Annotated in this window: 21 protein-coding genes and 1 pseudogene; 13 read left to right on the top strand and 9 right to left on the bottom strand. The window is 71.0% G+C overall.

Going from position 1 to position 21,200, the window contains the following annotated elements; translation table 11 throughout:
- Nucleotides 1-105 precede the first annotated feature (105 nt).
- Nucleotides 106-636 (bottom strand): DUF6668 family protein, encoded by a 531-nt coding sequence (locus ACQHII_RS28345; protein ID WP_427921955.1) that lies wholly within the window; start codon nucleotides 634-636, stop codon nucleotides 106-108.
- A 207-nt stretch (nucleotides 637-843) separates the two neighbouring features.
- Between ACQHII_RS28345 and ACQHII_RS28350 the strand changes: the two genes are divergently transcribed.
- The gene (locus ACQHII_RS28350; protein ID WP_427921956.1) at nucleotides 844-2,301 is read left to right on the top strand and encodes a tetratricopeptide repeat protein; all 1,458 of its coding nucleotides are present in this window, start codon (nucleotides 844-846) and stop codon (nucleotides 2,299-2,301) included.
- Between the two features lie 78 nt (nucleotides 2,302-2,379).
- Here the strand turns inward: ACQHII_RS28350 and ACQHII_RS28355 are convergent, their stop codons facing one another.
- The 3 genes from ACQHII_RS28355 to ACQHII_RS28365 form a co-directional block, all read right to left on the bottom strand.
- Nucleotides 2,380-2,862: a VOC family protein gene (locus ACQHII_RS28355; protein ID WP_427921957.1), complete on the bottom strand. Its 483-nt coding sequence runs from the start codon at nucleotides 2,860-2,862 to the stop codon at nucleotides 2,380-2,382.
- 59 nt (nucleotides 2,863-2,921) lie between these two features.
- A complete protein-coding gene (gene rarD, locus ACQHII_RS28360) occupies nucleotides 2,922-3,899 on the bottom strand; it encodes an EamA family transporter RarD (protein WP_427921958.1) in 978 nt (325 codons plus the stop codon).
- 136 nt (nucleotides 3,900-4,035) lie between these two features.
- Nucleotides 4,036-4,890, bottom strand: a complete 855-nt coding sequence (locus tag ACQHII_RS28365) for an SDR family oxidoreductase (protein WP_427921959.1) — start codon at nucleotides 4,888-4,890, stop codon at nucleotides 4,036-4,038.
- A gap of 89 nt (nucleotides 4,891-4,979) precedes the next feature.
- Between ACQHII_RS28365 and ACQHII_RS28370 the strand changes: the two genes are divergently transcribed.
- The 3 genes from ACQHII_RS28370 to ACQHII_RS28380 all read left to right on the top strand — a co-directional run bounded on the left by ACQHII_RS28370 (nucleotide 4,980) and on the right by ACQHII_RS28380 (nucleotide 6,186).
- Complete coding sequence (locus tag ACQHII_RS28370; protein ID WP_427921960.1) at nucleotides 4,980-5,399, top strand: winged helix-turn-helix transcriptional regulator; 420 nt, start codon at nucleotides 4,980-4,982, stop codon at nucleotides 5,397-5,399.
- 84 nt (nucleotides 5,400-5,483) lie between these two features.
- Nucleotides 5,484-5,846, top strand: a complete 363-nt coding sequence (locus ACQHII_RS28375; protein WP_427921961.1) for a DUF6082 family protein — start codon at nucleotides 5,484-5,486, stop codon at nucleotides 5,844-5,846.
- 82 nt (nucleotides 5,847-5,928) lie between these two features.
- Nucleotides 5,929-6,186 (top strand): hypothetical protein, encoded by a 258-nt coding sequence (locus tag ACQHII_RS28380; protein WP_427921962.1) that lies wholly within the window; start codon nucleotides 5,929-5,931, stop codon nucleotides 6,184-6,186.
- Nucleotides 6,187-6,247: 61 nt separating this feature from the next.
- On the opposite strand, the gene ACQHII_RS28385 is transcribed toward ACQHII_RS28380, so the two are convergent.
- From ACQHII_RS28385 to ACQHII_RS28395, 3 genes are all read right to left on the bottom strand, one after another.
- A complete protein-coding gene (locus ACQHII_RS28385; RefSeq protein ID WP_427921963.1) occupies nucleotides 6,248-7,327 on the bottom strand; it encodes a 2-oxoacid:ferredoxin oxidoreductase subunit beta in 1,080 nt (359 codons plus the stop codon).
- Nucleotides 7,320-9,257 (bottom strand): 2-oxoacid:acceptor oxidoreductase subunit alpha, encoded by a 1,938-nt coding sequence (locus tag ACQHII_RS28390; protein WP_427921964.1) that lies wholly within the window; start codon nucleotides 9,255-9,257, stop codon nucleotides 7,320-7,322. The genes ACQHII_RS28385 and ACQHII_RS28390 overlap by 8 nt, the downstream gene beginning before the upstream one ends.
- 249 nt (nucleotides 9,258-9,506) lie before the next feature.
- Entirely contained in the window at nucleotides 9,507-10,166 is a 660-nt protein-coding gene (locus ACQHII_RS28395; RefSeq protein WP_427921965.1) for a LuxR C-terminal-related transcriptional regulator, read from the bottom strand.
- A 224-nt stretch (nucleotides 10,167-10,390) separates the two neighbouring features.
- Here ACQHII_RS28395 and ACQHII_RS28400 point away from each other — a divergent pair.
- Nucleotides 10,391-10,642 (top strand): annotated as a pseudogene (locus ACQHII_RS28400) (alcohol dehydrogenase catalytic domain-containing protein); the annotation flags it as partial.
- A gap of 150 nt (nucleotides 10,643-10,792) precedes the next feature.
- Here the strand turns inward: ACQHII_RS28400 and ACQHII_RS28405 are convergent.
- The gene (locus ACQHII_RS28405; RefSeq protein WP_427921966.1) at nucleotides 10,793-12,136 is read right to left on the bottom strand and encodes a sensor histidine kinase; all 1,344 of its coding nucleotides are present in this window, start codon (nucleotides 12,134-12,136) and stop codon (nucleotides 10,793-10,795) included.
- A gap of 137 nt (nucleotides 12,137-12,273) precedes the next feature.
- Complete coding sequence (locus ACQHII_RS28410; protein ID WP_427921967.1) at nucleotides 12,274-13,491, bottom strand: sensor histidine kinase; 1,218 nt, start codon at nucleotides 13,489-13,491, stop codon at nucleotides 12,274-12,276.
- A 275-nt stretch (nucleotides 13,492-13,766) separates the two neighbouring features.
- Between ACQHII_RS28410 and ACQHII_RS28415 the strand changes: the two genes are divergently transcribed.
- Genes ACQHII_RS28415 through ACQHII_RS28450 form a run of 8 tightly spaced genes read left to right on the top strand, consistent with a single transcriptional unit; the run spans nucleotide 13,767 to nucleotide 21,196 of the window.
- A complete protein-coding gene (locus ACQHII_RS28415; protein ID WP_427925426.1) occupies nucleotides 13,767-14,213 on the top strand; it encodes an NADH-quinone oxidoreductase subunit A in 447 nt (148 codons plus the stop codon).
- On the top strand, nucleotides 14,204-14,872 hold the full coding sequence (locus ACQHII_RS28420) for an NADH-quinone oxidoreductase subunit B (RefSeq protein WP_427921968.1): 669 nt from the start codon (nucleotides 14,204-14,206) through the stop codon (nucleotides 14,870-14,872). Before ACQHII_RS28415 ends, ACQHII_RS28420 begins: the two co-directional genes overlap by 10 nt.
- Entirely contained in the window at nucleotides 14,869-16,350 is a 1,482-nt protein-coding gene (locus ACQHII_RS28425) for an NADH-quinone oxidoreductase subunit C (RefSeq protein ID WP_427921969.1), read from the top strand. Before ACQHII_RS28420 ends, ACQHII_RS28425 begins: the two co-directional genes overlap by 4 nt.
- On the top strand, nucleotides 16,347-17,318 hold the full coding sequence (locus tag ACQHII_RS28430; protein WP_427921970.1) for a complex I subunit 1/NuoH family protein: 972 nt from the start codon (nucleotides 16,347-16,349) through the stop codon (nucleotides 17,316-17,318). Before ACQHII_RS28425 ends, ACQHII_RS28430 begins: the two co-directional genes overlap by 4 nt.
- Nucleotides 17,315-18,076, top strand: a complete 762-nt coding sequence (locus ACQHII_RS28435) for a NuoI/complex I 23 kDa subunit family protein (RefSeq protein ID WP_427921971.1) — start codon at nucleotides 17,315-17,317, stop codon at nucleotides 18,074-18,076. Before ACQHII_RS28430 ends, ACQHII_RS28435 begins: the two co-directional genes overlap by 4 nt.
- A complete protein-coding gene (locus ACQHII_RS28440; protein WP_427921972.1) occupies nucleotides 18,073-18,801 on the top strand; it encodes an NADH-quinone oxidoreductase subunit J family protein in 729 nt (242 codons plus the stop codon). The genes ACQHII_RS28435 and ACQHII_RS28440 overlap by 4 nt, the downstream gene beginning before the upstream one ends.
- Nucleotides 18,801-19,205, top strand: a complete 405-nt coding sequence (gene nuoK, locus ACQHII_RS28445; RefSeq protein ID WP_427921973.1) for an NADH-quinone oxidoreductase subunit NuoK — start codon at nucleotides 18,801-18,803, stop codon at nucleotides 19,203-19,205. Before ACQHII_RS28440 ends, nuoK begins: the two co-directional genes overlap by 1 nt.
- The gene (locus tag ACQHII_RS28450; RefSeq protein WP_427921974.1) at nucleotides 19,202-21,196 is read left to right on the top strand and encodes an NADH-quinone oxidoreductase subunit L; all 1,995 of its coding nucleotides are present in this window, start codon (nucleotides 19,202-19,204) and stop codon (nucleotides 21,194-21,196) included. The genes nuoK and ACQHII_RS28450 overlap by 4 nt, the downstream gene beginning before the upstream one ends.
- Nucleotides 21,197-21,200: the final 4 nt, after the last annotated feature.

Genomic DNA, 21,200 nt, shown 5'->3' on the forward strand with positions numbered 1-21,200 from the left:
CGGATAGTCGGCGTGCGGGCTTTATAGCTGCTTGCATTATATGCGCACGCAACTATTTGTCCATGGGGCGGTGAGGCGGTGAGGCACGGGACTACGGAGTGTCGGTCAGCGGGCGTGCCGGTCGGCCCCCGTGAGCCGGACCAGCGCCTCGGTCTCGCGCGGCGGCTCACCGCTCAGGTCGCCCAGCCGCCAGGCAGGTACCCAGGGCACCCGGTACACGTCGATCACCGACTCGATCGCCCTGACGTACGCGGCGAGCTCGCGCGGCAGCCGCCCCGGCGCGTCCGCGACGAGGACCACCGCGTCGAGGTCGAGCCCGGTCGGCGCCGCACCGCGCCGGAACATCTCCACGGCCCGCGAGACGGACGCCAGCCCGGCCGCGTGCGTACGGGCGACGAACAGCACCGACGGAGGGTCCTGGGGCCCGGGCCAGTCGCGTCCGCAGTCCTGGCCGCCGTAGACCGTCGTGAGGGTGGTGACGCCGGCGCCGCCGTGGGTGGCGACCCAGGAGAAGAGGCGCGGGGAGGCGGGGATACTGGAGACGCGCCCGGGCGCTTCCGGTGCCCCCGCGTGCGGACCGTCGTCCACCGGTCCGCGGAGCCAGATCTCCGGCCCCTGCCGTCCACCTGTCTGCATGACCGAGCTCCTCCCTCGTGGCCCCCGCCGGATCCTCACGGTCTCCGAACGGGCGCGACGGGTCCGGGAACTCCTGGGACGAGGCTGTGACGTCGCGGTGACCTGAGAACCGGAAGGGAACGGCGAGACTCAACAGTACGCGTACGAACGGATCTTGACGCTGGGGAGCGCCGGCCGGCTCCCCGGCGCATGCGAGTGAGGGAACCGATGTCTCGACTCAGCCGCGAGAAGAAGCGGGAACAGAAGCGAGCGGCACGCTCGGCACCCGCGGCGTCACCCTTCGAGGTACGCGTCCCGGCGGACGGTCCGGGCGCGGGCGGCGCGTCGATCGGCGGCGTGCCGGTCACCGTGCCCCCCGGCGAGGAGATCCAGCAGGTCGTCCTGACCCACCTCCACCGCATCGCCACGGCCACCGGCCACCCCGTCCACGCCACGATCCACGACGACCGCATCGGTTACGTCGTCCCCCTCCAGATGGACCTGGACGGCTCCACGCACTTCACGGCGGAGCCGCAGGCGACGGGGGCGGGTGGCATGGCCGCGGGGGGTGAGTTCGCGGCGGCGCCCTCGGACACGGGCGCTCCGGCGGGCTTTCCACCGCCGCAGCCCGCCCTCCCACCCGCCCTTCCGCCGGCGCCCGCAGCGGTCGTAGCGGCGGAGCGGCACCCGGAGCCGGAGGACCGCCTCGCGGACGGTGATCCGGCGACGCATCGGCTGCGGGCGGTGCCGGAGCCGGAGCCGGAGGGTGGGGCCGCGGGGCAGGTGGTCCCCACGTTCCCGTTGCGGGCGGTGCCCGAGTCGGCGGGGGCGACCGCGCCGACGTTCCCCCTGTCCGCCGTACCGGAATCGGCGCAGACCGGCATGCCGCTCGGCTCGGTCCAGGCCCCGACGGGGCAGTTCGGCCCGCCGCCGAGCATGGACGCTCCGGCACAGGCCCTGCCCGCCCTTCCGCCGGTCGCGGACGCACCGCCGGCCGACGCGGAACGGCTGCCCTTCACCGCGGAACGGCTGCCCTTCACCGCGGAGCCGCTTCCCTTCACCGCGGAGCGCGCCTCCCAACCCGCGCCCGCCCCCGCACCGGCCCCCATCCCCGACCTCGTGCTCACCGCCCCCGAACCCGATCCCAAGCCGACGCCCGCCCGTGGGTTCGACGCGGTGGCCGAGGCCGTGCTCGGGGACGACCCGGTGGCGACCGCCGGTGAAGGTGTCGCGTTTCTCGCGGAGCCGATGGCGCTGATCAACGAGGCCGTGAAGGCCGGCCGCATCGAGGAGGCTGCGGGGCTCGCGGAACGGACCGTGGACGAGGCCGCCGGCGCCCTCGGGACCGACCACCTCGAAGTGCTGCGGCTGCGCGAACTCACCGCCTACATCGCCTACTTGGCCGGTGACCCGGTCCGCTCCTTCCACCTCTCCCTCGACCTCGCCGGCATCCGCCACCGCGCCCACGACGCGGAGGGCGCCTACGGCAACGTCCAGAGCGCGGCCACCGCCTGGCGCGCCGTACGCGACCCCGGGCAGGGCCTGTCCCTCGGCCGCGCCCTGATCGACCTGTGGACCGAACTCGCCACCGAGGACGGCCCCGCCGTCGACGACATCGAGCAACTGGAGTCCGCCCGCGCCCGCATGGGCCGCCTCACCGAACGCGCCCGCCGGGCCGCCGACTGAACCCCGCCGCGGGAAAGCCTGCGAGAAGGGCCGTGGCAGGGGCTGTGGTAGGGGCTGTGGTAGGGGCTGTGGTAGGGCCTACGACACGCAGAACTCGTTGCCCTCCGGGTCCGCCATCACCACCCATGCGCCGGCGGGCTCCGACACCTGGCGCAGCACGCTCGCGCCCAGCCCCGTCAGCCGTGCCACCTCGGCCTCCCGCCGTCCTTCCCCCGGATGCAGATCGATGTGCAGCCGGTTCTTGACGGTCTTCGCCTCCGGCACCCGCTGGAACAGCAGCCGCCGGCCGAGCCCGGTGCCGCGCTCCTTGTCGTACGGGTCGTCGGGATGCCGTACGGCCATCAGGTCGCGGAAGGCCGGGCGGCCGTGGAACTCGACGGTCGCGGCGGCGGGCAACGCGCCCAGCTCCAGGAGCCGTTCGACGAGCGCGCTGTTGTCCTCGGTCTCGTAGTGCAGGGCGGCGGCCCAGAAGTCCGCCTGGGCGTGCGGGTCGGCGGCGTCGACGACGAGCTTCCAGTGGACCGGGGCGGGGGTGCCTGTCGGCTCGGGAGTCTGTGTCATGCCGTCCACTGTGGCACCCGGCACTGACAGTCGCCGCCGACCGGGACGGGTCCGCCGGACTACGCCTCGATCGGGTCCACCGGCTTCGGGTCCCGCAGGACTGCGACCGCTGCCGCCGCAGCTGCCGCCCGGCCCCTCCGGGACGTGCGCCACGCGTCCGTCGTCAGCAGGACCAGTGCCAGCCACACCAGGGCGAAGCCCGCCCAGCGTGCGGGTGGCATGGACTCGTGGAAGTAGAGGATGCCGAGCAGGAACTGGAAGACCGGTGCCAGGTACTGGAGCAGGCCCAGCGTCGACAACGGCACCCGGATCGCCGCCGCGCCGAAGCAGACGAGCGGGAGTGCGGTGACGATGCCGGTGGAGGCGAGCAGCGCGGCGTGTCCGGCGCCCTCCTGCGCGAACGTCGCGTCGCCGTGCGCGCCCAGCCACAGCAGATAGCCGAGCGCGGGCAGGAACTGGATCGCGGTCTCCGCGGCCAGCGACTCGATGCCGCCGAGGTTGACCTTCTTCTTCACCAGCCCGTAGGTCGCGAAGGAGAAGGCGAGGCAGAGGGAGATCCACGGCGGCTGCCCGTAGCCGACCGTCAGCACGATCACGGCGGCGAGACCGACGCCGACCGCGGCCCACTGCGCCGGGCGCAGCCGTTCCTTCAGGAGCAGGACGCCGATCGCGATGGTGACGAGCGGGTTGATGAAGTAGCCGAGCGAGGCCTCGACGACATGGCCGCTGTTCACGGCCCAGATGTAGACGCCCCAGTTGACGGTGATGAAGCCCGCGGCGATCGCGACGAGCCCCAACTTGCGCGGCTGGCGCAGCAGTTCGCCGACCCAGGCCCAGCGCCGGACCACGAGCAGCGCCACGACGACGAAGCCGAGCGACCACACCATCCGGTGGGCGAGGATCTCGGCGGCGCCGGCCGGCTTCAGCAGCGGCCAGAACAGCGGGACCAGGCCCCACATGCCGTATGCCGCGAAGCCGTTCAGCAGTCCTATGTGGTGCTGTTCGCCCTTCGGCCTCCCGCTCGGCTTCCCGCTCACGGGTCCCTCCTTCGCGCGCCTCGCCCCGGCTGCGTCGGTGCAGCCTGCACGAAGGTAGCGCCGAGCGCCCCCGTCTGTCATGCCCGTATCGCCATACGGTCATGACAGGCAGGGGCGCTCCCGTGCGCGGGCGGTGTCAGCCCTTGAGCGCGAACGTGATCGACTCGGCGATCGGCGTGGTCGGACGGCCGGAGAGGCGGGACAGGTCGCCGGTCGCGACGACCAGCTCGCCCTTCTCGATGGAGGCGTCGACACCGGCGAGGATCACGGCGAACGGCTCGGGCAGCCCGGCGCCGGTGAGGATGCCGACGAGGACCTCGCCGGGGACGTTGTTGTGGGCGATCTCCTTGCCGGTCTGCCGGCTCAGCTCGGCCGCGTACTCGGCGAAGCCCCAGGCCTCGTCGCCGCCCAGCTCGTACGTCTGGTTCTCGTGGCCCTCGCCGGTCAGTACGGCGACGGCGGCGGCCGCGTAGTCCGCGCGGGAGGCGGAGGAGACCCGGCCGGCACCGGCGGCGTTCACGACGGCGCTGTGCTCCAGGACCGGGGCCAGCTGCTCGGTGTAGTTCTCGTTGTACCAGCCGTTGCGCAGCAGGGCGTACGGCAGACCGGAGGCGAGCAGGGCCTCCTCGGTGCCGCGGTGGTCGTCGGCGAGGGCGGCGGTGAGGGAGCCGGGGGCGCTGGTGTAGGCGAGGAGCGCCACACCGGCGGCCTTGGCGGCGTTGATGACCACCTTGTGCTGCTCGACGCGGCCCTTGTCGAACTCGTTGCCGGAGATCAGCAGCACCTTGTCGCCGGCGGCGAAGAGGGAGCCGAAGGTCTCGGGGGTGTTGTAGTCCGCGACCGCGATCTTCACCCCGCGCTCGGCGAAGTCGGCGGCCTTCTCCGGGGTGCGCACGACGGCGGTGACCTGGTCGGCCGGAACCTTCTCCAGCAGCTGTTCCACGACGAGGCGGCCGAGGTGTCCGGTGGCTCCGGTGACGACGATGCTCATGATGACTACTCCTTGTGGGGTGCGATGGCACTAACCCTAGGAGGTGCGCTAACTCTAGGAAAGTACCCACTTTGAAGTAAGGTACTGGCATGACAGTAAGCAACGAGGTGGCGGGCAAGGTGGCGGGCAAGTACACCGTCGGCGCGGTGATGTGCCCGTACCGCCTGGTCCTGGAACACGTCACGTCCCGCTGGGGCGTTCTGGTACTGATCGAACTCCTCGACCGCCCGTACCGCTTCAGCGAACTCCGCCGCGCGATCGGGACGGTCACGGAGAAGATGCTGACCCAGACGTTGCAGACCCTGGAACGAGACGGCCTGGTCCACCGCGACGCCAAGCCGGTGATCCCCCCGAGGGTCGACTACTCCCTCACCGACCTGGGCCGAGAGGCGGCGGAACAGGTCCGGAGCCTGGCCTTGTGGACGGAGGCGCGGATGGGGGAGGTGGAGAGGGCGCGGGAGGCCTACGACGAGGCGAAGGGGCGGGCCGGTACTCCCGGCGGGCGCTAGTCGTCCCTCGTGCGCGGCGCGTCCTTCTGTGCGCCCCCTTTCCGCCTCGCGCGGCGTTTTGGGCGGCGGAGCAGGGTGGGCGGCATGGTGGCGCCACAACAGGACGAGCTCATACGGGAGTTGACCCGGACGATCGGCTTCATGGTGGAGGAGCTGCGCAACGCGAACCGCATCCAGCTGCATCGTCTCTTCGCCGAGCAGTTGGACCGGGCGATCGACGATCCCGCGTTCGCGGACGTGTTGGGTGTGCCGGGCGGTGTGTCGGCGGAGAGACGCCGCCAACTGGCCTTCGCCAACAAGCAGTACGTGCTGATTCTGCTGAACTACCGCGTCGGGAGCATCGACAGGGGTGAACTGCTCGGGCACCTCCAGTACTTGAGCCGGAGCCCCGTCTTCGCGGAGTCGTCATGGAGGAGCGGCTTGACGATCTGGAGGAATGGTGGGTGATCGGCCCGGCGTCCGAGACGTGATCGGGCGGTCTTCGGTTGGCTAGCTTGAGGGTGTACCCGCATGAGAGGAGCCCACGTATATGAGCCACGAGTTCTCAACCGCCCGAATAGTCCGCCGCCTTGGCGACACGCCGAGTCAACGTGGATCTGCGAGCGGCGCCAACTGTCCGGACCTCTTTGAACTGGCTGACGGAGACTTCGCTGTCATCGGGACGGACCGGACCGAGGAACTCGAAGGGGTGCTCCCCATCGACGCCTCCCGTGCCGACCACGAACGCATCGTCGTCATCACGCGCGAGACCCTGATCCGTGCCAAGCGGGACATCCCCGACGCCTGACGTGAACAGGCGAGAGGGCCCGGGCATCGCTCCCAGGCCCTCCTCCGTGTGACCGGATCCGTCACCCCACGACAGTCCAGGTGTCCCCGCCGGCAAGAAGCGCCGCCAGGTCCCCCTTCCCGTTCTGCACGATCGCGGAGTCGAGCTGGTCCGCCATCTGCGTGTCGTAGACAGGCCGTTCCACCGACCGCAGCACACCGATCGGTGTGTGGTGCAGCGTGTCGGGGTCGGCCAGGCGGGACAGGGCGAAGGCGGTGGTCGGGGACGTCGCGTGGGCGTCGTGGACCAGGATCTGGGACTCGTTCTCCGGTGTCACGTCGACCACCTTCAGGTCGCCCGTCGTCGCGTCCCGGACCACGCCCCGCGCGGCGCCCGCGCCGAACCGGATCGGCCGGCCGTGTTCGAGGCGGATCACCGCCTCCTCGGCCTGCTGGCGGTCCTTGAGGGCGTCGAAGGCGCCGTCGTTGAAGATGTTGCAGTTCTGGTAGATCTCGACCAGGGCCGTGCCGGGGTGGGCGGCGGCCTCGCGGAGGACCTGGGTGAGGTGCTTGCGGTCCGAGTCGATCGTCCGCGCCACGAAGGACGCCTCCGCGCCGATGGCCAGGGACACCGGGTTGAAGGGGGCGTCCAGGGAGCCCATCGGCGTCGACTTCGTGATCTTTCCGACCTCGGAGGTCGGCGAGTACTGGCCTTTCGTCAGGCCGTAGATCCGGTTGTTGAACAGGAGAATCTTCAGGTTGACGTTGCGGCGCAACGCGTGGATCAGGTGGTTGCCGCCGATCGACAGCGCGTCGCCGTCGCCCGTCACCACCCAGACGCTCAGGTCCCGCCGGCTCGCCGCCAGGCCCGTCGCGATCGCCGGGGCGCGGCCGTGGATCGAATGCATGCCGTACGTGTTCATGTAGTACGGGAACCGGGAGGAGCAGCCGATGCCGGAGACGAAGACGATGTTCTCCTTGGCGAGGCCCAGTTCCGGCATGAAACCCTGCACCGCCGCGAGGATCGCGTAGTCACCGCAGCCGGGGCACCAGCGCACTTCCTGATCGGACTTGAAGTCCTTCATGGACTGCACTGCCTCGGCCTTGGGGACGAGCGAAAGTGCCTCGATCGTGCCCGTGCCTTCCGTGGACGTCTCAGCCATCGATGGCCTCCTTGAGAGCCGTGGCGAGCTGCTCAGCCTTGAACGGCATGCCGTTCACCTGGTTGTACGAGTGTGCGTCCACCAGGTATTTCGCCCGGACGAGGGTGGCGAGCTGGCCGAGGTTCATCTCGGGGATCACCACTCTGTCGTAACGCTTCAGGACCGCGCCGAGATTCCGCGGGAAGGGGTTGAGGTGGCGCAGATGCGCCTGCGCGATCGACTCGCCCGCGCCCCGCAACCGTCGTACCGCCGCCGTGATCGGGCCGAACGTCGAGCCCCAGCCGAGGACCAGTGTGCGTGCCTCGTGCGGGTCGTCGACCTCCAGGTCGGGGACGTCGATGCCGTCGATCTTGGCCTGGCGGGTGCGGACCATGAAGTCGTGGTTGGCGGGGTCGTAGGAGATGTTGCCCGTGCCGTCCTGCTTCTCGATGCCGCCGATGCGGTGTTCGAGGCCGGGCGTGCCGGGGATGGCCCAGGGGCGGGCGAGGGTCTGCGGGTCGCGCTTGTAGGGCCAGAAGACCTCGGTGCCGTCGTCCAGGGTGTGGTTCGGGCCCTGGGCGAACTGGACGGTGAGGTCCGGGAGTTCGTCGATGTCGGGGATGCGCCAGGGCTCGGAGCCGTTGGCCAGGTAGCCGTCCGACAACAGGAACACCGGGGTGCGGTACGTCAGCGCGATCCGCGCCGCCTCGATCGCCGCGTCGAAGCAGTCGGCCGGTGTGCACGGGGCGACGATCGGGACCGGTGCCTCGCCGTTGCGCCCGAACATCGCCTGGAGCAGGTCGGCCTGTTCGGTCTTGGTCGGCAGGCCGGTGGAGGGGCCGCCGCGCTGGATGTCCAGGATGAGGAGCGGGAGTTCGAGGGAGACGGCGAGGCCGATGGTCTCCGACTTCAGGGCCACACCCGGGCCGCTCGTCGTCGTCACCGCGAGGGAGCCGCCGAAGGCCGCCCCCAGTGCCGCGCCGATGCCCGCGATCTCGTCCTCGGCCTGGAAGGTCCGTACGCCGAAGTTCTTGTGCCGGCTCAGCTCGTGCAGGATGTCGGAGGCCGGGGTGATGGGGTAGGAGCCGAGGAACAGGGGCAGGTCCGCCTGTCGGGACGCGGCGACCAAGCCGTAGGACAGGGCGAGGTTCCCGGAGATGTTGCGGTACGTGCCGGTCGGGAACGCGGTGGCGGCCGGGGCGACCTCGTAGGAGACCGCGAAGTCCTCCGTCGTCTCGCCGAAGTTCCAACCCGCCCTGAACGCCGCGATGTTGGCCGCCGCGATCTCCGGCTTCTTCGCGAACTTCGACTTCAGGAACTTCTCGGTGCCCTCGGTCGGCCGGTGGTACATCCACGACAGCAGGCCCAGCGCGAACATGTTCTTGCTGCGCTCGGCCTCCTTCCGCGTCAGGCCGAAGTCCTTGAGCGCCTCGACCGTGAGGGTCGTCAGGGGGACGGGGTGGAGGCTGTAGCCGTCCAGCGAGCCGTCGTCGAGGGGCGAGGCGGAGTAACCCACCTTCTGCAGCGCCCGTTTGGTGAACTCGTCCGTGTTGGCGATGATCTCCGCCCCGCGCGGCACATCGGCGATGTTCGCCTTCAGGGCGGCCGGATTCATCGCGACCAGCACGTTGGGCGCGTCGCCCGGGGTCAGGATGTCGTGGTCGGCGAAATGCAGCTGGAACGACGAAACCCCCGGCAGGGTGCCTGCGGGGGCGCGGATCTCGGCCGGGAAGTTCGGCAGGGTGGAGAGGTCGTTCCCGAAGGACGCCGTCTCCGAGGTGAAGCGGTCGCCGGTGAGCTGCATACCGTCACCCGAGTCACCGGCGAACCGGATGATCACCCGGTCCAGGCGGTGGACGTCCTTCACCCCCGCCGGTTTGCGTTGCTCCCCGACCAACGTGCTGTCGGCTCCGTCGGTCTGCTCCGCTGGGCTACTGACCTGGCTGGTCACTGAACTGGACCTCCTCTTCGAGGACACTGTCCGGGCATGGTCGAATCGCCGACCCTCCCACGATCAACCCTACGTCCGTAGGGGTCGCTTCCCTCGGGCCGTTCGCATGATGGACGCTGTTTTGAGACGGCTCGACAACCTGACTTGTCATGATTTCTCGCCCCCCGGCGCTTCCCTCGAAGACGCTCCCCACGCATTGTCCGGTTCTCGGCTCGACCAACGGCTGATGTCTGACACCGTGTCAGTTTGTCAGGAGTTGAGGTAGGTGAGGACGGCCAGAACACGCCGGTGATCCCCGTCGCTGGGTGACAGCCCCAGCTTCAGGAAGATGTTGCTGACGTGCTTCTCGACCGCGCCGTCGCTCACCACCAGCTGCCGGGCTATCGCGGAGTTCGTCCGTCCCTCCGCCATCAGGCCCAGCACCTCGCGCTCCCGCGGGGTGAGCCGTATCAGCACGTCCTGCTTGCGGCTGCGCCCCAGCAGCTGCGCGACCACCTCCGGGTCCAGCGCCGTACCCCCCGAGGCCACCCGCACCACCGCGTCGACGAACTCCCGCACCTCGGCCACCCGGTCCTTCAGCAGATAGCCCACGCCATGGGTGGAACCGGCCAGCAGTTCGGTGGCGTAGCGCTCCTCCACGTACTGCGACAGCACCAGCACACCGAGGCCGGGATGCGCCTTGCGCAGTTCCACGGCCGCCCGTACGCCCTCGTCGGTGTGCGTCGGCGGCATCCGTACGTCCGCCACCACCACGTCCGGCAGCGTGCCCTGGTCGGCCAGCTCGGTGATCGTCTTGACCAGCGCGTCCCCGTCGCCCACTCCGGCCACCACGTCGTGCCCGCGGTCGGTCAGCAACCGGGTCAGGCCCTCCCGCAGCAGCACCGAGTCCTCGGCGATGACCACACGCACCCTGTCCTCCACGATGTTCGGCCCCCCATAGCCCGCCCTGCCCGTCCACGCGACAAGTCCAGCATTCCAGTATTCGGACCGCGGTGCGCCCGGGCGAGTGGAATTCGGACGGGGGAGCGCCCCCGGACGGCCGGAACAGGGACAGCAGAGCGCAGGTTTCGGCTTTCCGCACGACCCGGTCCCGATCACCGGGCGCCGGGCATTCGACACGGAGGGGTGGGCCCATGCGGGCGAGCGCGTTCAAGGTGACCGGCGGACCGGAGGTACTGCGCCTCGTCGACCTCCCCGACCCCGAGCCGGGCCCCGGCGAGATCCTCATCCGCGTCGCCTACGCCGGCGTCAACTACGGCGAGATACAGCACCGCCTCGGCGACTTCGGCGAGCCCGACGGCGAGACCGTCACGGGCCTGGAGGCGTCCGGCCGGGTGGTGGCCCTCGGCGAGGGCGTCACGGAGGTCTCGGTCGGCGACGCGGTGACGGCGTACCTCCCGAACGGCGGCGGGTACGCGGAGTACGCGGAACCGGGGGAAGGTGGTGCTCGCGGTCGGCGGCCCGGCGTAGGTCGCTGGCGTGTGCCGTGGGCCCGGAGGAGTGTCGCCGGGTCCACGGCCGCTCGTGGCCGGCGCTCAGCCCCGCCAGGGCAGTTCCGCCGTGATCCGGGTCGGTCCGCCCGCCGGGGAGTCCACCACCAGGATGCCGTCGACCGCGTCCAGCCGTCCGGCGAGACCGGCGAGCCCCGAACCGCCGGAGGCGTCCGCGCCGCCCACCCCGTTGTCCACTACCTGGAGCATCAGCCGGTTCTCCACCCGCCACACGTCGACCGCCGCCCAGGTGGCCTTCGCGTGCTTGCTGATGTTCTGGAGCAGCTCGGAGACGGTGAAGTACGCGATGCCCTCGATCGCGGCGGCCGGCCGCGACGGCAGGTCCACGTCCACCTTCACCGGCACCGTGCAGCGCGAGGCGACGGAGGAGAGGGCCGCGTCGAGTCCGCGGTCGGTGAGCACGGCGGGGTGGATTCCGCGGGCCAGGTCCCGCAGTTCCTGCAACGCCGTCTTCACCTCGCCGTGCGCCTCGCCCACCATCCGCGCCGCGGCCTCCGGGTCCTCCGTCAGCTTCTCCTTGGCAAGCCCCAGATCCATGGCCAGCGCCACCAGCCGGGCCTGCGCCCCGTCGTGCAGATCCCGCTCGATCCGCCGCAGATCCGCCGCCGCCGTGTCGACGACGACACCCCGGTCCGACTCCAGCTCCACGACCCGCGTCGCCAGCTTCGACGGGCCGAGCAGCCCGTGCACCAGCAGCCGGTCCACCATCGTCAGCGCCCGCACGATCCACGGCGTGGCCAGCGTGAACAGCAGTCCCACCAGCGCGGTCACCGTGATCTCGAAGGGGTTGTCCAGATAGATCCGGTGCTGCCCGTCGCCGTAGAGCTGGAGGCCGCCCTGGCCGCCGTACATCGGGAAGAGCCAGAACCACAGCGGGTACGTCAGCAGGGCCCAGCCGTAGGCCCAGAAGTTGAGGGCGACGACGAAGGAGAAGACCGCCCAGGGGAAGTGCAGCACCGCGTACAGCAGATGGCGCCAGGACGTGCCGGACTTGAGGACGGCGCCCATCCAGGCCATCGGGCCGTTCTTCCTCATCCGCAGCGGCTCGGGGTCGGCGACGTCCAGGTCGAGCAGCCGGCGGGCCCGCGCCCGCTCCAGCGCGCCGAAGCCGCGGCAGCCGGCCAGGGCGCCCGCCAGGACCGGAACGCCGAGGAAGGTGATCAGCAGGCCCGCGCCCAGCGACACCATCGTGATCGCGTAGGTGAAGAGCAGGATGCTGATCGGCAGGCTCAGCAGTACGTAGCCGAACTCGCGCCAGCTGCGCGCCTCCAGCGGTGCGCGCAGCGCGGTCGGCAGCCGGTGCCGGCGCCGCTCGTCGAGGCCGACCGTGCTGTGCGATCCGTACCCCTGCCCGTACTCCGTGGCCATCGGCGTATTCCTGTCCTAGTCGTCCGCCCGCTCGCGCAGTCGGTGGTTTCCGCAGCCGTGCTGTCGTATCTCCAGACTGCTCGGCCGCAGGTCCACGGGCCATGGAGTCCGTCGGCGTCCTCGGAGGGGGGTTTTCCCTACCCCCGGCCCGGTTCGGCGGTCCGCTCGCGCCAGGGCAGCTCCGCGGTGACCGTCGTCGGGCCGCCGGGCGGGGAGTCGAGGACGAACAGGCCGTCCACGGCGCCCAGCCGTTCGGCGAGGCCGCGCATGCCGGTGCCGCCGTCGAGGCGCGCGCCGCCGCGACCGTCGTCCCACACCTGGATCAGCAGCCGTTCGTCCGCCCGCCACACGTCTACCGACGCGCTACGGGCGCCACTGTGCTTGCTGATGTTCTGCAGCAGCTCGGACACGGTGAAGTACGCGATGCCCTCGATCGCCGCCGCCGGGCGCGCCCCCAGTTCGGCCGTCACCTTCACCGGCACCGTGCAGCGCGAGGCCACGGAGGACAGGGCCGCGTCGAGCCCGCGGTCCGTGAGGACGGCGGGGTGGATCCCGCGCGCCAGGTCCCGCAGCTCCTGAAGCGCGAGCTTCACCTCGCCGTGCGCCTCGTCGACCATCGCGGCGACATGCTCGTCCGCCTGCCCCTCCAGCAGCTTCTCCTTCGCCAGGCCGAGCCCCATGGCCAGATTGACCAGCCGGGCCTGCGCCCCGTCGTGCAGATCGCGCTCGATCCGCCGCAGGTCGGCCGCCGCCGTGTCGACCACGACACCCCGGTCCGACTCCAACTCGGCGATACGGCGCTCCAGTTCGTCGGAGGGGGACAGGAGACCGCGCACCATCGCCCGGTCCACGTTCGCCAGCCCCCGCGCGATGAACGGCAGCACCGGCCACAGCACGAACAACGAGGTCAGCGTGATCGTGAAGGTGGCGATGCCCCACGGCAGCCGCATCCCGTCGTACAGCACCGTCCGCCAGCCCACCGGGTCCTTCAGCGCCATCCACACCCGCTGGAGCAGCCCGCCGCCCTTGCGCAGCGGCAACGGGCTCGGCTCCTCTATCCGCACCCCGAGCAGCCGCCGCGCCCGGCCCCGCTCGAACTTCCCGATCAGCCGCGCGCCCATCAACCCCAGCGCGAGCAGCGGGAACCCGACCACGGTGACGGTCAGCCCGCCGCTGACGGCCAGCATCGTCACCACATAGACGAAGCCGAACACCGACACCGGCAGATTCGTCAGGAGATGCGCGATCTCCTTCCAGGTGTGTCTGTCGTAGGCGAAACGGGCCGGCGGCAACGGCTCGTCGAACTTCTCGCCGCCGGAGGCCGCCGGGTCGGCGTAGGGGATGCGTACGGTCATATGGGCCAGCGTGCCGCGCGAGCGGCCCCGGCGCCATGAGGTCCGCCGCCCCGATTCCCTGGGGAAAACCCCACCACCGCCTCCTTCCCATCATTCCGACCGGATCTCAAGCCGCGACGGGCTGCTTACCGCCCCTTTAACAGGGCCTAGACTCCCGTGCGTACACATCGTCGAACACAGAGTTCACACGGGTCACCGAGGCACCGGGGCATCGGGGCTTTGGAGCGGGACTGCCGCGGGCCTGTGGGGAAGAGGAGGGGTCGGACTTGCGGGAGATGGTGCAGGGGACCTTGCCGGACGGCTTGCCGGTGACCTCGCCGGTCGCCTTCCGGGAACCGGCCGTGGTCGTCGCGGCGGACTACTTCCATTCCTACTCCGTCGTGGGACTGCTCACCGTCGTCGGCGTGCTCTTCGTCGCCGTGGCCTTCGGCGCCGGCCGCCTGCTGCGCCCGGTCGTCCCCACCCCCGAGAAACTCCTCACCTACGAGTGCGGAGTCGACCCCGTCGGCGAGGGCTGGGCCCACACCCAAGTCCGGTACTACGTCTACGCGTTCCTCTACGTCATCTTCGCCGTCGACTCGATCTTCCTCTTCCCCTGGGCCACGGTCTTCGCCGCCCCGGGCTACGGCGCGACCACCCTCGTCGAGATGTTCGTCTTCCTCGGCTTCCTCACCGTGGGCCTGCTGTACGCATACAAGAAGGGCGTCCTGGCATGGACGTGACCCCCGAGCCCGTGCTGCTCCCGGAGCCGAAACGGCTGGGCACCCTCGCCCGCCTCGCCCCCGAGCCGATGAAGGTCGTCCTCAACTGGGGCCGCCGCTACTCCCTCTGGGTCTTCAACTTCGGCCTCGCCTGCTGCGCCATCGAGTTCATCGCCGCGTCCATGGCCCGCCACGACTTCATCCGCCTCGGCGTGATCCCCTTCGCCCCCGGTCCGCGCCAGGCCGACCTGATGGTCGTCTCCGGCACGGTCACGGACAAGATGGCTCCCGCCGTGAAGCGCCTCTACGAGCAGATGCCCGAGCCCAAGTACGTCATCTCCTTCGGCGCGTGCAGCAACTGCGGCGGCCCCTACTGGGACTCCTACTCCGTCACCAAGGGCGTCGACCAGATCATCCCGGTCGACGTCTACGTCCCCGGCTGCCCGCCCCGCCCCGAAGCCCTCCTCCAGGGCATCCTCAAACTCCAGGAGAAGATCGCCCGGGAGTCGCTGGGGGAGCGGTACGGGTACGGGACACCGGGGGCGCGGCCTTCGACGGCGGCTTTGCAGAGTGGGTTGGTCGCGCCACCGCCGACGCCGACGCCGTCACCTGTGACCGGTGAGACTTCGGCCGCGACCGAGGAGCCTCCCTCCAACTCCGGCTCGGGGGACGCCCGATGACCGCCGTCGGCTGGCTGCCCGCCCCCACCGAGGAACTCTTCGGCACGGAGGCCACGGCCGAGGAGTCCTACGAGCTCCTCACGGTCGACGTACCGCCCACCACCTGGCTCGCCGCCCTGCGCACCGCCCGCGACGACCTGGGCTGCACCTACTTCGACTGGCTGAGCGCGGTCGACGAACCCGGCACCGGCTTCCGCGTCTCGGCCCACGTCGTGGCGCTGTCACCGGTACGCCGACTCCTCGTCCGTACGACGGTCCCGCACGAGGCCCCGGTACTCCCCACCGCCGTGGACGTCTACGCGGGCGCCGCCTGGCACGAACGTGAGACCCACGAGATGTTCGGCGTCGACTTCGAGGGCCACCCGGCACTGGACCACCTCCTTCTCCCGGAGACCTTCGAAGGCCACCCCCTCCGCAAGGACTTCGTCCTGGCGGCCCGCGTGGCCAAGGCCTGGCCCGGCGCCAAGGAACCGGGCGAGTCCGACCACGGCGGCCCCAAACGTCGCCAGATGCTCCCGCCCGGCGTCCCCGACCCGAACGAATGGGGCCCCTTGAAGGGCCAACTCCCGCCGGCACCGGCCCGCCCCGCCCGAGGAACCGCCCGAGCGGCAGGCGACCGCCCGGTACGAGGAGAGGGCGGGGCAGGCGACCGCCCGGTGCGCGCCGCCGCGGGGGAGCGTCCGGCCCGAGCGGCCGGTGATCGTCCGGTGCGGCGCGCCCGTACGGCAGCGGAGGGCTCGGCGAGCCAGGCGACGCCGGCGCCGGCGACGGCGACAGAGAGTGCGGTGCCGCCGGCCGAGGGGCAGGCGGCCGAGGGTGCCGCTGCGGTGCCGCCGTCCGAGGGTGGCCCTGCGGTGCCGTCGACCGGACCACGCCGGGCGCGGAGCGCGAGCGAGGGTTCGGCGAGCCAGATTCGCGAGGCAGGGACTGGGACCGAGGCAGGGAACGGGACTGGGACTGGGATCGAGGCTGGGGCTGAGGCCGGCGGGACCAAGGCCGGGGAACCGGCCTCAGGAACCGCGGCCACACCGCGCCGCGCCCGCAGCGCCGCAGAAGGCTCGGCGAGTCAACAGCCGACGGGCACGGCAACCCCCCGACGTTCACGCAGCGCGAGCGACGGCTCGGCTTCACAGCAGGGACCGGCCCCGGTACCGGCCGCAGTACCGGCACGGGAGGACACCCCCGCCCAGCCCACCACCGCACCCCGCAGCCCGGACGCCCCGTGGCACCACGCCCGGCCGGCCTTCGACGGACAGGCATCCCCGTCGGAGTCGGAGTCGGAGGCGATTCCGCAGCCGGAGGCGAATCCTCAGCCGGTGTCCGAGCCGGACTCCACGACGAGGTCGGCCGACGGACCGCCGGCTGAAGCCGAAGCCGAAGCCGAAGCTGAAACCGCCTCGGCCGCAGCCGATCCCACCCCTGAAGGCCAAGCCTCCGAAGACCCAACCCCCGACACCCCCGCAGGAGGCCCGCAGTGAACGACGCGTTCGACGTCGCCCTGCGACTCCTCATCGTCTTCGTCGTCTTCCTCACCTTCCCCCTCATCGTCGGTCAGACCGAGCACAAGGTCATGGCCCACATGCAGGGCCGCCTCGGCCCGATGTACGCCGGTGGCTTCCACGGCTGGGCCCAACTCGTCGCGGACGGCGTCAAGTTCGCCCAGAAGGAAGACATCGTCCCGGCGGGCGCGGACCGCCGTATCTTCCAACTCGCCCCCGCCGTCGCCCTCCTCCCGTACCTGCTCGTCCTCCTCGCCATCCCGATCGGCCCCGGCGAGGGCGCCGTCGGCCAGGTACTGGACGCGGGCATCTTCTTCGTCCTCGCGGTGATGGGCGTGGGCGTCCTCGGCTCCCTCATGGCCGGCTGGGCCTCCGCCAACAAGTTCTCCCTCCTCGGCGGCCTCCGCACCGCCGCACAGCTCCTCGCCTACGAACTCCCCATGCTGCTCACCGCCGCCTCCGTGGCGATGGCAGCTGGCACGGTCTCCCTTCCCGGCATCCTCGACGCCTTCCACTGGTGGTGGCTGCCCTGGCAGATCGTCGGCGCGATCGTGTTCTTCGTGGCGGGCCTGGCCGAACTCCAGCGCCCTCCCTTCGACATGCCCGTCGCCGACTCCGAGATCATCTTCGGCGCCTACACCGAGTACACCGGTCTCCGCTTCGCCCTCTTCCTCCTCGCCGAGTACGCCGGAATCGTCGTCCTGTGCGGCCTGACCACCGTCCTCTTCCTGGGCGGCTGGCACGGCCCCTGGGGCGCGGACGGACTCGGCTGGGTGTGGACCCTGCTGAAGACCGCGCTCCTCGCCTTCGTCGTCATCTGGCTCCGCGTCACCTATCCCCGCTTGCGCGAGGACCAGCTCCAGAAGCTCTCCTGGACCCTCCTCGTCCCCCTCTCCCTCGCTCAGATCGCCCTCACCGGCATCGTGAAGGTGGTGTTCCTCCAGTGACCCCGTTCCCCGGCTCCGGCCTGGCCAAGGGCCTGGCCGTCACCCTCCGCACGATGACGAAGAAGACCGTCACCGAGCAGTACCCGGACACCCAGCCCGACCTCCCGCCCCGCACCCGCGGAGTCATCGGCCTGTTCGAGGAGAACTGCACGGTCTGCATGCTCTGCGCCCGTGAGTGCCCCGACTGGTGCATCTACATCGACTCCCACAAGGAGACGGTCCCGGCGGCGGCCCCCGGTGGCCGCGAGCGCAGCCGCAACGTCCTCGACCGCTTCGCCATCGACTTCTCCCTGTGCATGTACTGCGGTATCTGCATCGAGGTGTGTCCTTTCGACGCCCTGTTCTGGTCCCCGGAGTTCGAGTACGCCGAGACCGACATCCACGAACTCACCCACGAACGCGACAAGCTCCGCGAGTGGATGTGGACCGTCCCGGCCCCACCCGCCCTCGACCCCGGCGCGGAGGAGCCCAAGGAGATCGCCGCGGCCCGCAAGACGGCGGAGAAGCTGGCCGCGACTCAGGCTGCGGCGGGGGAGGCGGAGATGGCGGAGGCAGCTGAAGCGGCCCAGGCCACAGCGGTTACCCAGGCCACAGCGGTCACCGAGACCTCAGCGGTCACCGAGGCCGCGGAGAGCACCGGAGTCGCGGAAGGCACCGGAGCCGCGCGGACCGCACCCGAACCCGCCGCACCCGAACCCGCCGAGCCCGGCCACGCCGAGCCGCCCTCGCCCACCGACCCGCCGGAGGGACAGTCGTGACCCTCGCCGCCACTGCTGCCACCGCCACGGCAACGCTCGCCGCCTCCCACAACCACGGCTTCCTCTCCCCGACCGGCGTGGAGATCGCCTTCCTCCTCGTCGGCCTGGTCACCTTCGGCGCCGCCCTCGTCACCGTCACCACCAAGCAGCTGGTGCACGCCGCCCTGTGGCTCGTGGTGGCCCTCGGGGGCATCGCTGTCGAGTACCTCCTGCTCACCGCCGAGTTCATCGCCTGGGTGCAGGTCCTCATCTATGTCGGTTCCGTCGTCGTCCTCCTTCTCTTCGGTCTGATGCTCACCAAGGCCCCCATCGGCCACTCCCCGGACGCCGACTCGGAGAACCGGTGGGTCGCCCTCGCCGTGGCCGTCGCCGCCGCGGCGGCCCTGGTGTGGGTCGTCGTCGACGCCTTCCGCGCGACCTGGACGGACCTGGACGGTCCGGCCGCCGGCTCCACCGCGGTGACCGGCGCGAGCCTGTTCCAGAACTGGGTCCTTCCCTTCGAGGCCCTCTCCGTCCTGCTCCTCGCGGCCCTGGTCGGCGCGATCGTCCTGTCCCGCAAGTCGAAGGCGGAGTCGAGCTCTCCCCCTGTGAACTCCCGGCCCGCGACCGGTAGTTCCCCATCCGTCCCGGATTCCCGCAATCACACGATCGGGCGAAAAGGTGCGGTTGAGGGCAACGGTCCCGCCGCCCCGAAGACCCCGACCGAGCAGGAAGGAGCCCGCTGATGCACCTCGTCTATCCCGCCGTGCTCGCCGCCCTCCTCTTCTGCACCGGCCTCTACGGCGTCCTCGCCCGCCGCAACGCGATCCTCGTCCTGATGTCGGTCGAGCTGATGCTCAACGCCGTCAACCTGAACCTGGTCGCCTTCGACGTCTGGCTCAGCCGGACCGCCGAGGACAAACTCCACTCCGGCCAGGCCCTGACGCTGTTCACCATCGCCATCGCCGCCGCCGAGATCGGTATCGGACTGGCGATCGTCCTCGCCGTGTACCGGGCCCGCGGTACCTCGGACATCGACAAGCTCCGCGACACCGCCGAGGGTCACGAGAGCGACGGCCCCGACAGCGATCCCGCAGACAGTGACGGCACCGAGCCCCCCGCGGCCGAGAAGGCTGAGGCCACCGCGTGACCACGACCACCCTCGCCGTCCTCGTCCCCCTCCTTCCGTTCCTGGGCGCCGCGGCCGGCCTGCTCCTCGGCCGCACCGCCCCCGGCTTCGTCCGCCCGCTCGCCGTGCTGCCGACGCTCGCCGCGCTCGCGCTGGCCGCGATCGTCGCCGTACGCCAGGGCGGCGACGCGGCCATCGACTCCGCCACCGAACTCACGCCCACCGGCTCGGTCCCGGTCGAACTCGCCCTGCACATCGACGGCTTCGCCGCCCTCGTCGCCGTGCTGGTCGGTTTCGTCGCCACCTGTGTGCAGATCTACTCGACGGGCTATCTGCGCGACGACCCGCGCTACCCCTCGTACGCCGCGCTCGTCTCCCTCTTCACCTCCGCGATGCTCCTGGTCGTCTACTCCGGCGACCTGATCGTGCTGCTGGTCGGCTGGGAAGTCATGGGCATCTGCTCCTACTTCCTCGTCGGCCACTACTGGGAGACCCCGGAGGCCCGCGCCGCCTCCATGAAGGCCTTCCTCGTCACCAAACTCGGCGATGTCCCCTTCCTGATCGGCCTGTTCGCGCTCGCCACCGACGCCGGGTCCTTCCGCATCACCAAGGTCCTCGGCACCGTCGCGAGCGGCGGGCTGCACCACCCGACGCTGATCGCGCTGCTGCTCCTGGCCGGCGTCGCGGGAAAGTCGGCGCAGTTCCCGCTGCACACCTGGCTGCCCGACGCGATGGCGGGTCCGACTCCCGTCTCCGCGCTGATCCACGCCGCGACGATGGTCGCCGCCGGTGTCTACTTCGTCGCCCGTCTCCTCCCGGTCTTCGAGGCATCCTCGGCCGCGATGGTCGTCCTCGCCGTCATGGCCGCCGTGACGATGGCCGGCTCGGGTCTCGCCGCGCTCGCCCAGGACGACATCAAGCGCGTCCTCGCCTACTCGACGATCGGCCAGCTCGGCTACATGACCGGCGCCCTGGCTGTCGGCGACCGCGGTGCCGCCGTCTTCCACCTCCTGTCCCACGGCGCCTTCAAGGCGCTGCTCTTCCTCGCCGCCGGCGTGATCATCCACGCCTCCGGCACCAACTCGCTGGCCGCCATGTCCCGCATGGGCAACCTGCGCGCCCGCGTCCCCGACGCCTTCTGGACGATGACCGTGGCGCTCCTCGCGCTCGCCGCGATCCCGCCGTTCAGCGGCTTCTTCTCCAAGGAGTCGGTCCTCGGCGCCGCCGAACACGCGGCCACCGAGCACACCTCGCGCATCCCCGGCGCCGCGGGCTGGATCGTCCTCGTCGCCGGCCTGCTCACGGCCCTGCTCACCGCTGCCTACGCGACCCGCCTGTGGCTGCTCGCCTTCCACGGCAAGGGAGTCGAAGCCCCCGACCACGGCAGGCAGCCCGTGGCGATGAACGCCGTGCTGTGGGTGCTCGCCGTCCCGTCCCTTGCCCTCGGCGGACTCGCCTACCGCGTACTCCCCGACTGGTTCGACGGCCGCGACCTCACCCCGACGCTCACCACCTCCGTACTCGGTACGGGTGTCGCGCTCGTCGGCGGCATCGTCACCTACGGTGCCTGGCGGCACACCACCGCGCTCGCGGCCCGCGTACCGATGGGTGCGGTCGCGGCCCACCCGGAGGGCGACGCGGGACTGGTCGAGGCGGAGGCCGTCGCGAGTCACGCGCCCGCCTACGGAGACGTGGCCTCGGCAGCCGACCCGGCGGACCCGGGCCGCCTCCTGCTCGGCCCGCTGCACCGCCACGCGGCCACCGGGTTTCACCTGGACGCCGTCTACGGGGCGTTGTTCGTCCGCCCCGTACTGGCGGCGGCGAGCCTCGTGCGGTTCCTCGACCGCGAGGTCGTCGACACCTACGTACAGGGTGCGGGCACCCTGCCCCGCCTCCTCGGAGCCGCCGTACGGCGCGCTCAGACCGGCAATCTGCAGACCTATGTGAGCGCGCTGCTCGCCGGCACCGTCGTCCTGACGGTCGCCGTCCTCCTCGTCGCCACGGGAGCGTGAGCAG

It is taken from the genome of Streptomyces sp. cg40 (assembly GCF_050320165.1).
GTDB lineage: Bacteria > Actinomycetota > Actinomycetes > Streptomycetales > Streptomycetaceae > Streptomyces > Streptomyces hokutonensis.

Coding starts and splice junctions, on each gene's coding strand:
- ACQHII_RS28355 (WP_427921957.1), bottom strand. CDS start 2,862: ATGACACAGACTCCCGAGCCGACAGGCACCCCCGCCCCGGTCCACTGG.
- ACQHII_RS28375 (WP_427921961.1), top strand. CDS start 5,484: ATGGTGGCGCCACAACAGGACGAGCTCATACGGGAGTTGACCCGGACG.
- ACQHII_RS28405 (WP_427921966.1), bottom strand. CDS start 12,136: ATGGCCACGGAGTACGGGCAGGGGTACGGATCGCACAGCACGGTCGGC.
- ACQHII_RS28370 (WP_427921960.1), top strand. CDS start 4,980: ATGACAGTAAGCAACGAGGTGGCGGGCAAGGTGGCGGGCAAGTACACC.
- nuoK (WP_427921973.1), top strand. CDS start 18,801: ATGCACCTCGTCTATCCCGCCGTGCTCGCCGCCCTCCTCTTCTGCACC.
- ACQHII_RS28425 (WP_427921969.1), top strand. CDS start 14,869: ATGACCGCCGTCGGCTGGCTGCCCGCCCCCACCGAGGAACTCTTCGGC.
- ACQHII_RS28385 (WP_427921963.1), bottom strand. CDS start 7,327: ATGGCTGAGACGTCCACGGAAGGCACGGGCACGATCGAGGCACTTTCG.
- ACQHII_RS28415 (WP_427925426.1), top strand. CDS start 13,767: ATGGTGCAGGGGACCTTGCCGGACGGCTTGCCGGTGACCTCGCCGGTC.
- ACQHII_RS28365 (WP_427921959.1), bottom strand. CDS start 4,890: ATGAGCATCGTCGTCACCGGAGCCACCGGACACCTCGGCCGCCTCGTC.
- ACQHII_RS28350 (WP_427921956.1), top strand. CDS start 844: ATGTCTCGACTCAGCCGCGAGAAGAAGCGGGAACAGAAGCGAGCGGCA.
- ACQHII_RS28345 (WP_427921955.1), bottom strand. CDS start 636: ATGCAGACAGGTGGACGGCAGGGGCCGGAGATCTGGCTCCGCGGACCG.
- ACQHII_RS28380 (WP_427921962.1), top strand. CDS start 5,929: ATGAGCCACGAGTTCTCAACCGCCCGAATAGTCCGCCGCCTTGGCGAC.
- ACQHII_RS28410 (WP_427921967.1), bottom strand. CDS start 13,491: ATGACCGTACGCATCCCCTACGCCGACCCGGCGGCCTCCGGCGGCGAG.
- ACQHII_RS28420 (WP_427921968.1), top strand. CDS start 14,204: ATGGACGTGACCCCCGAGCCCGTGCTGCTCCCGGAGCCGAAACGGCTG.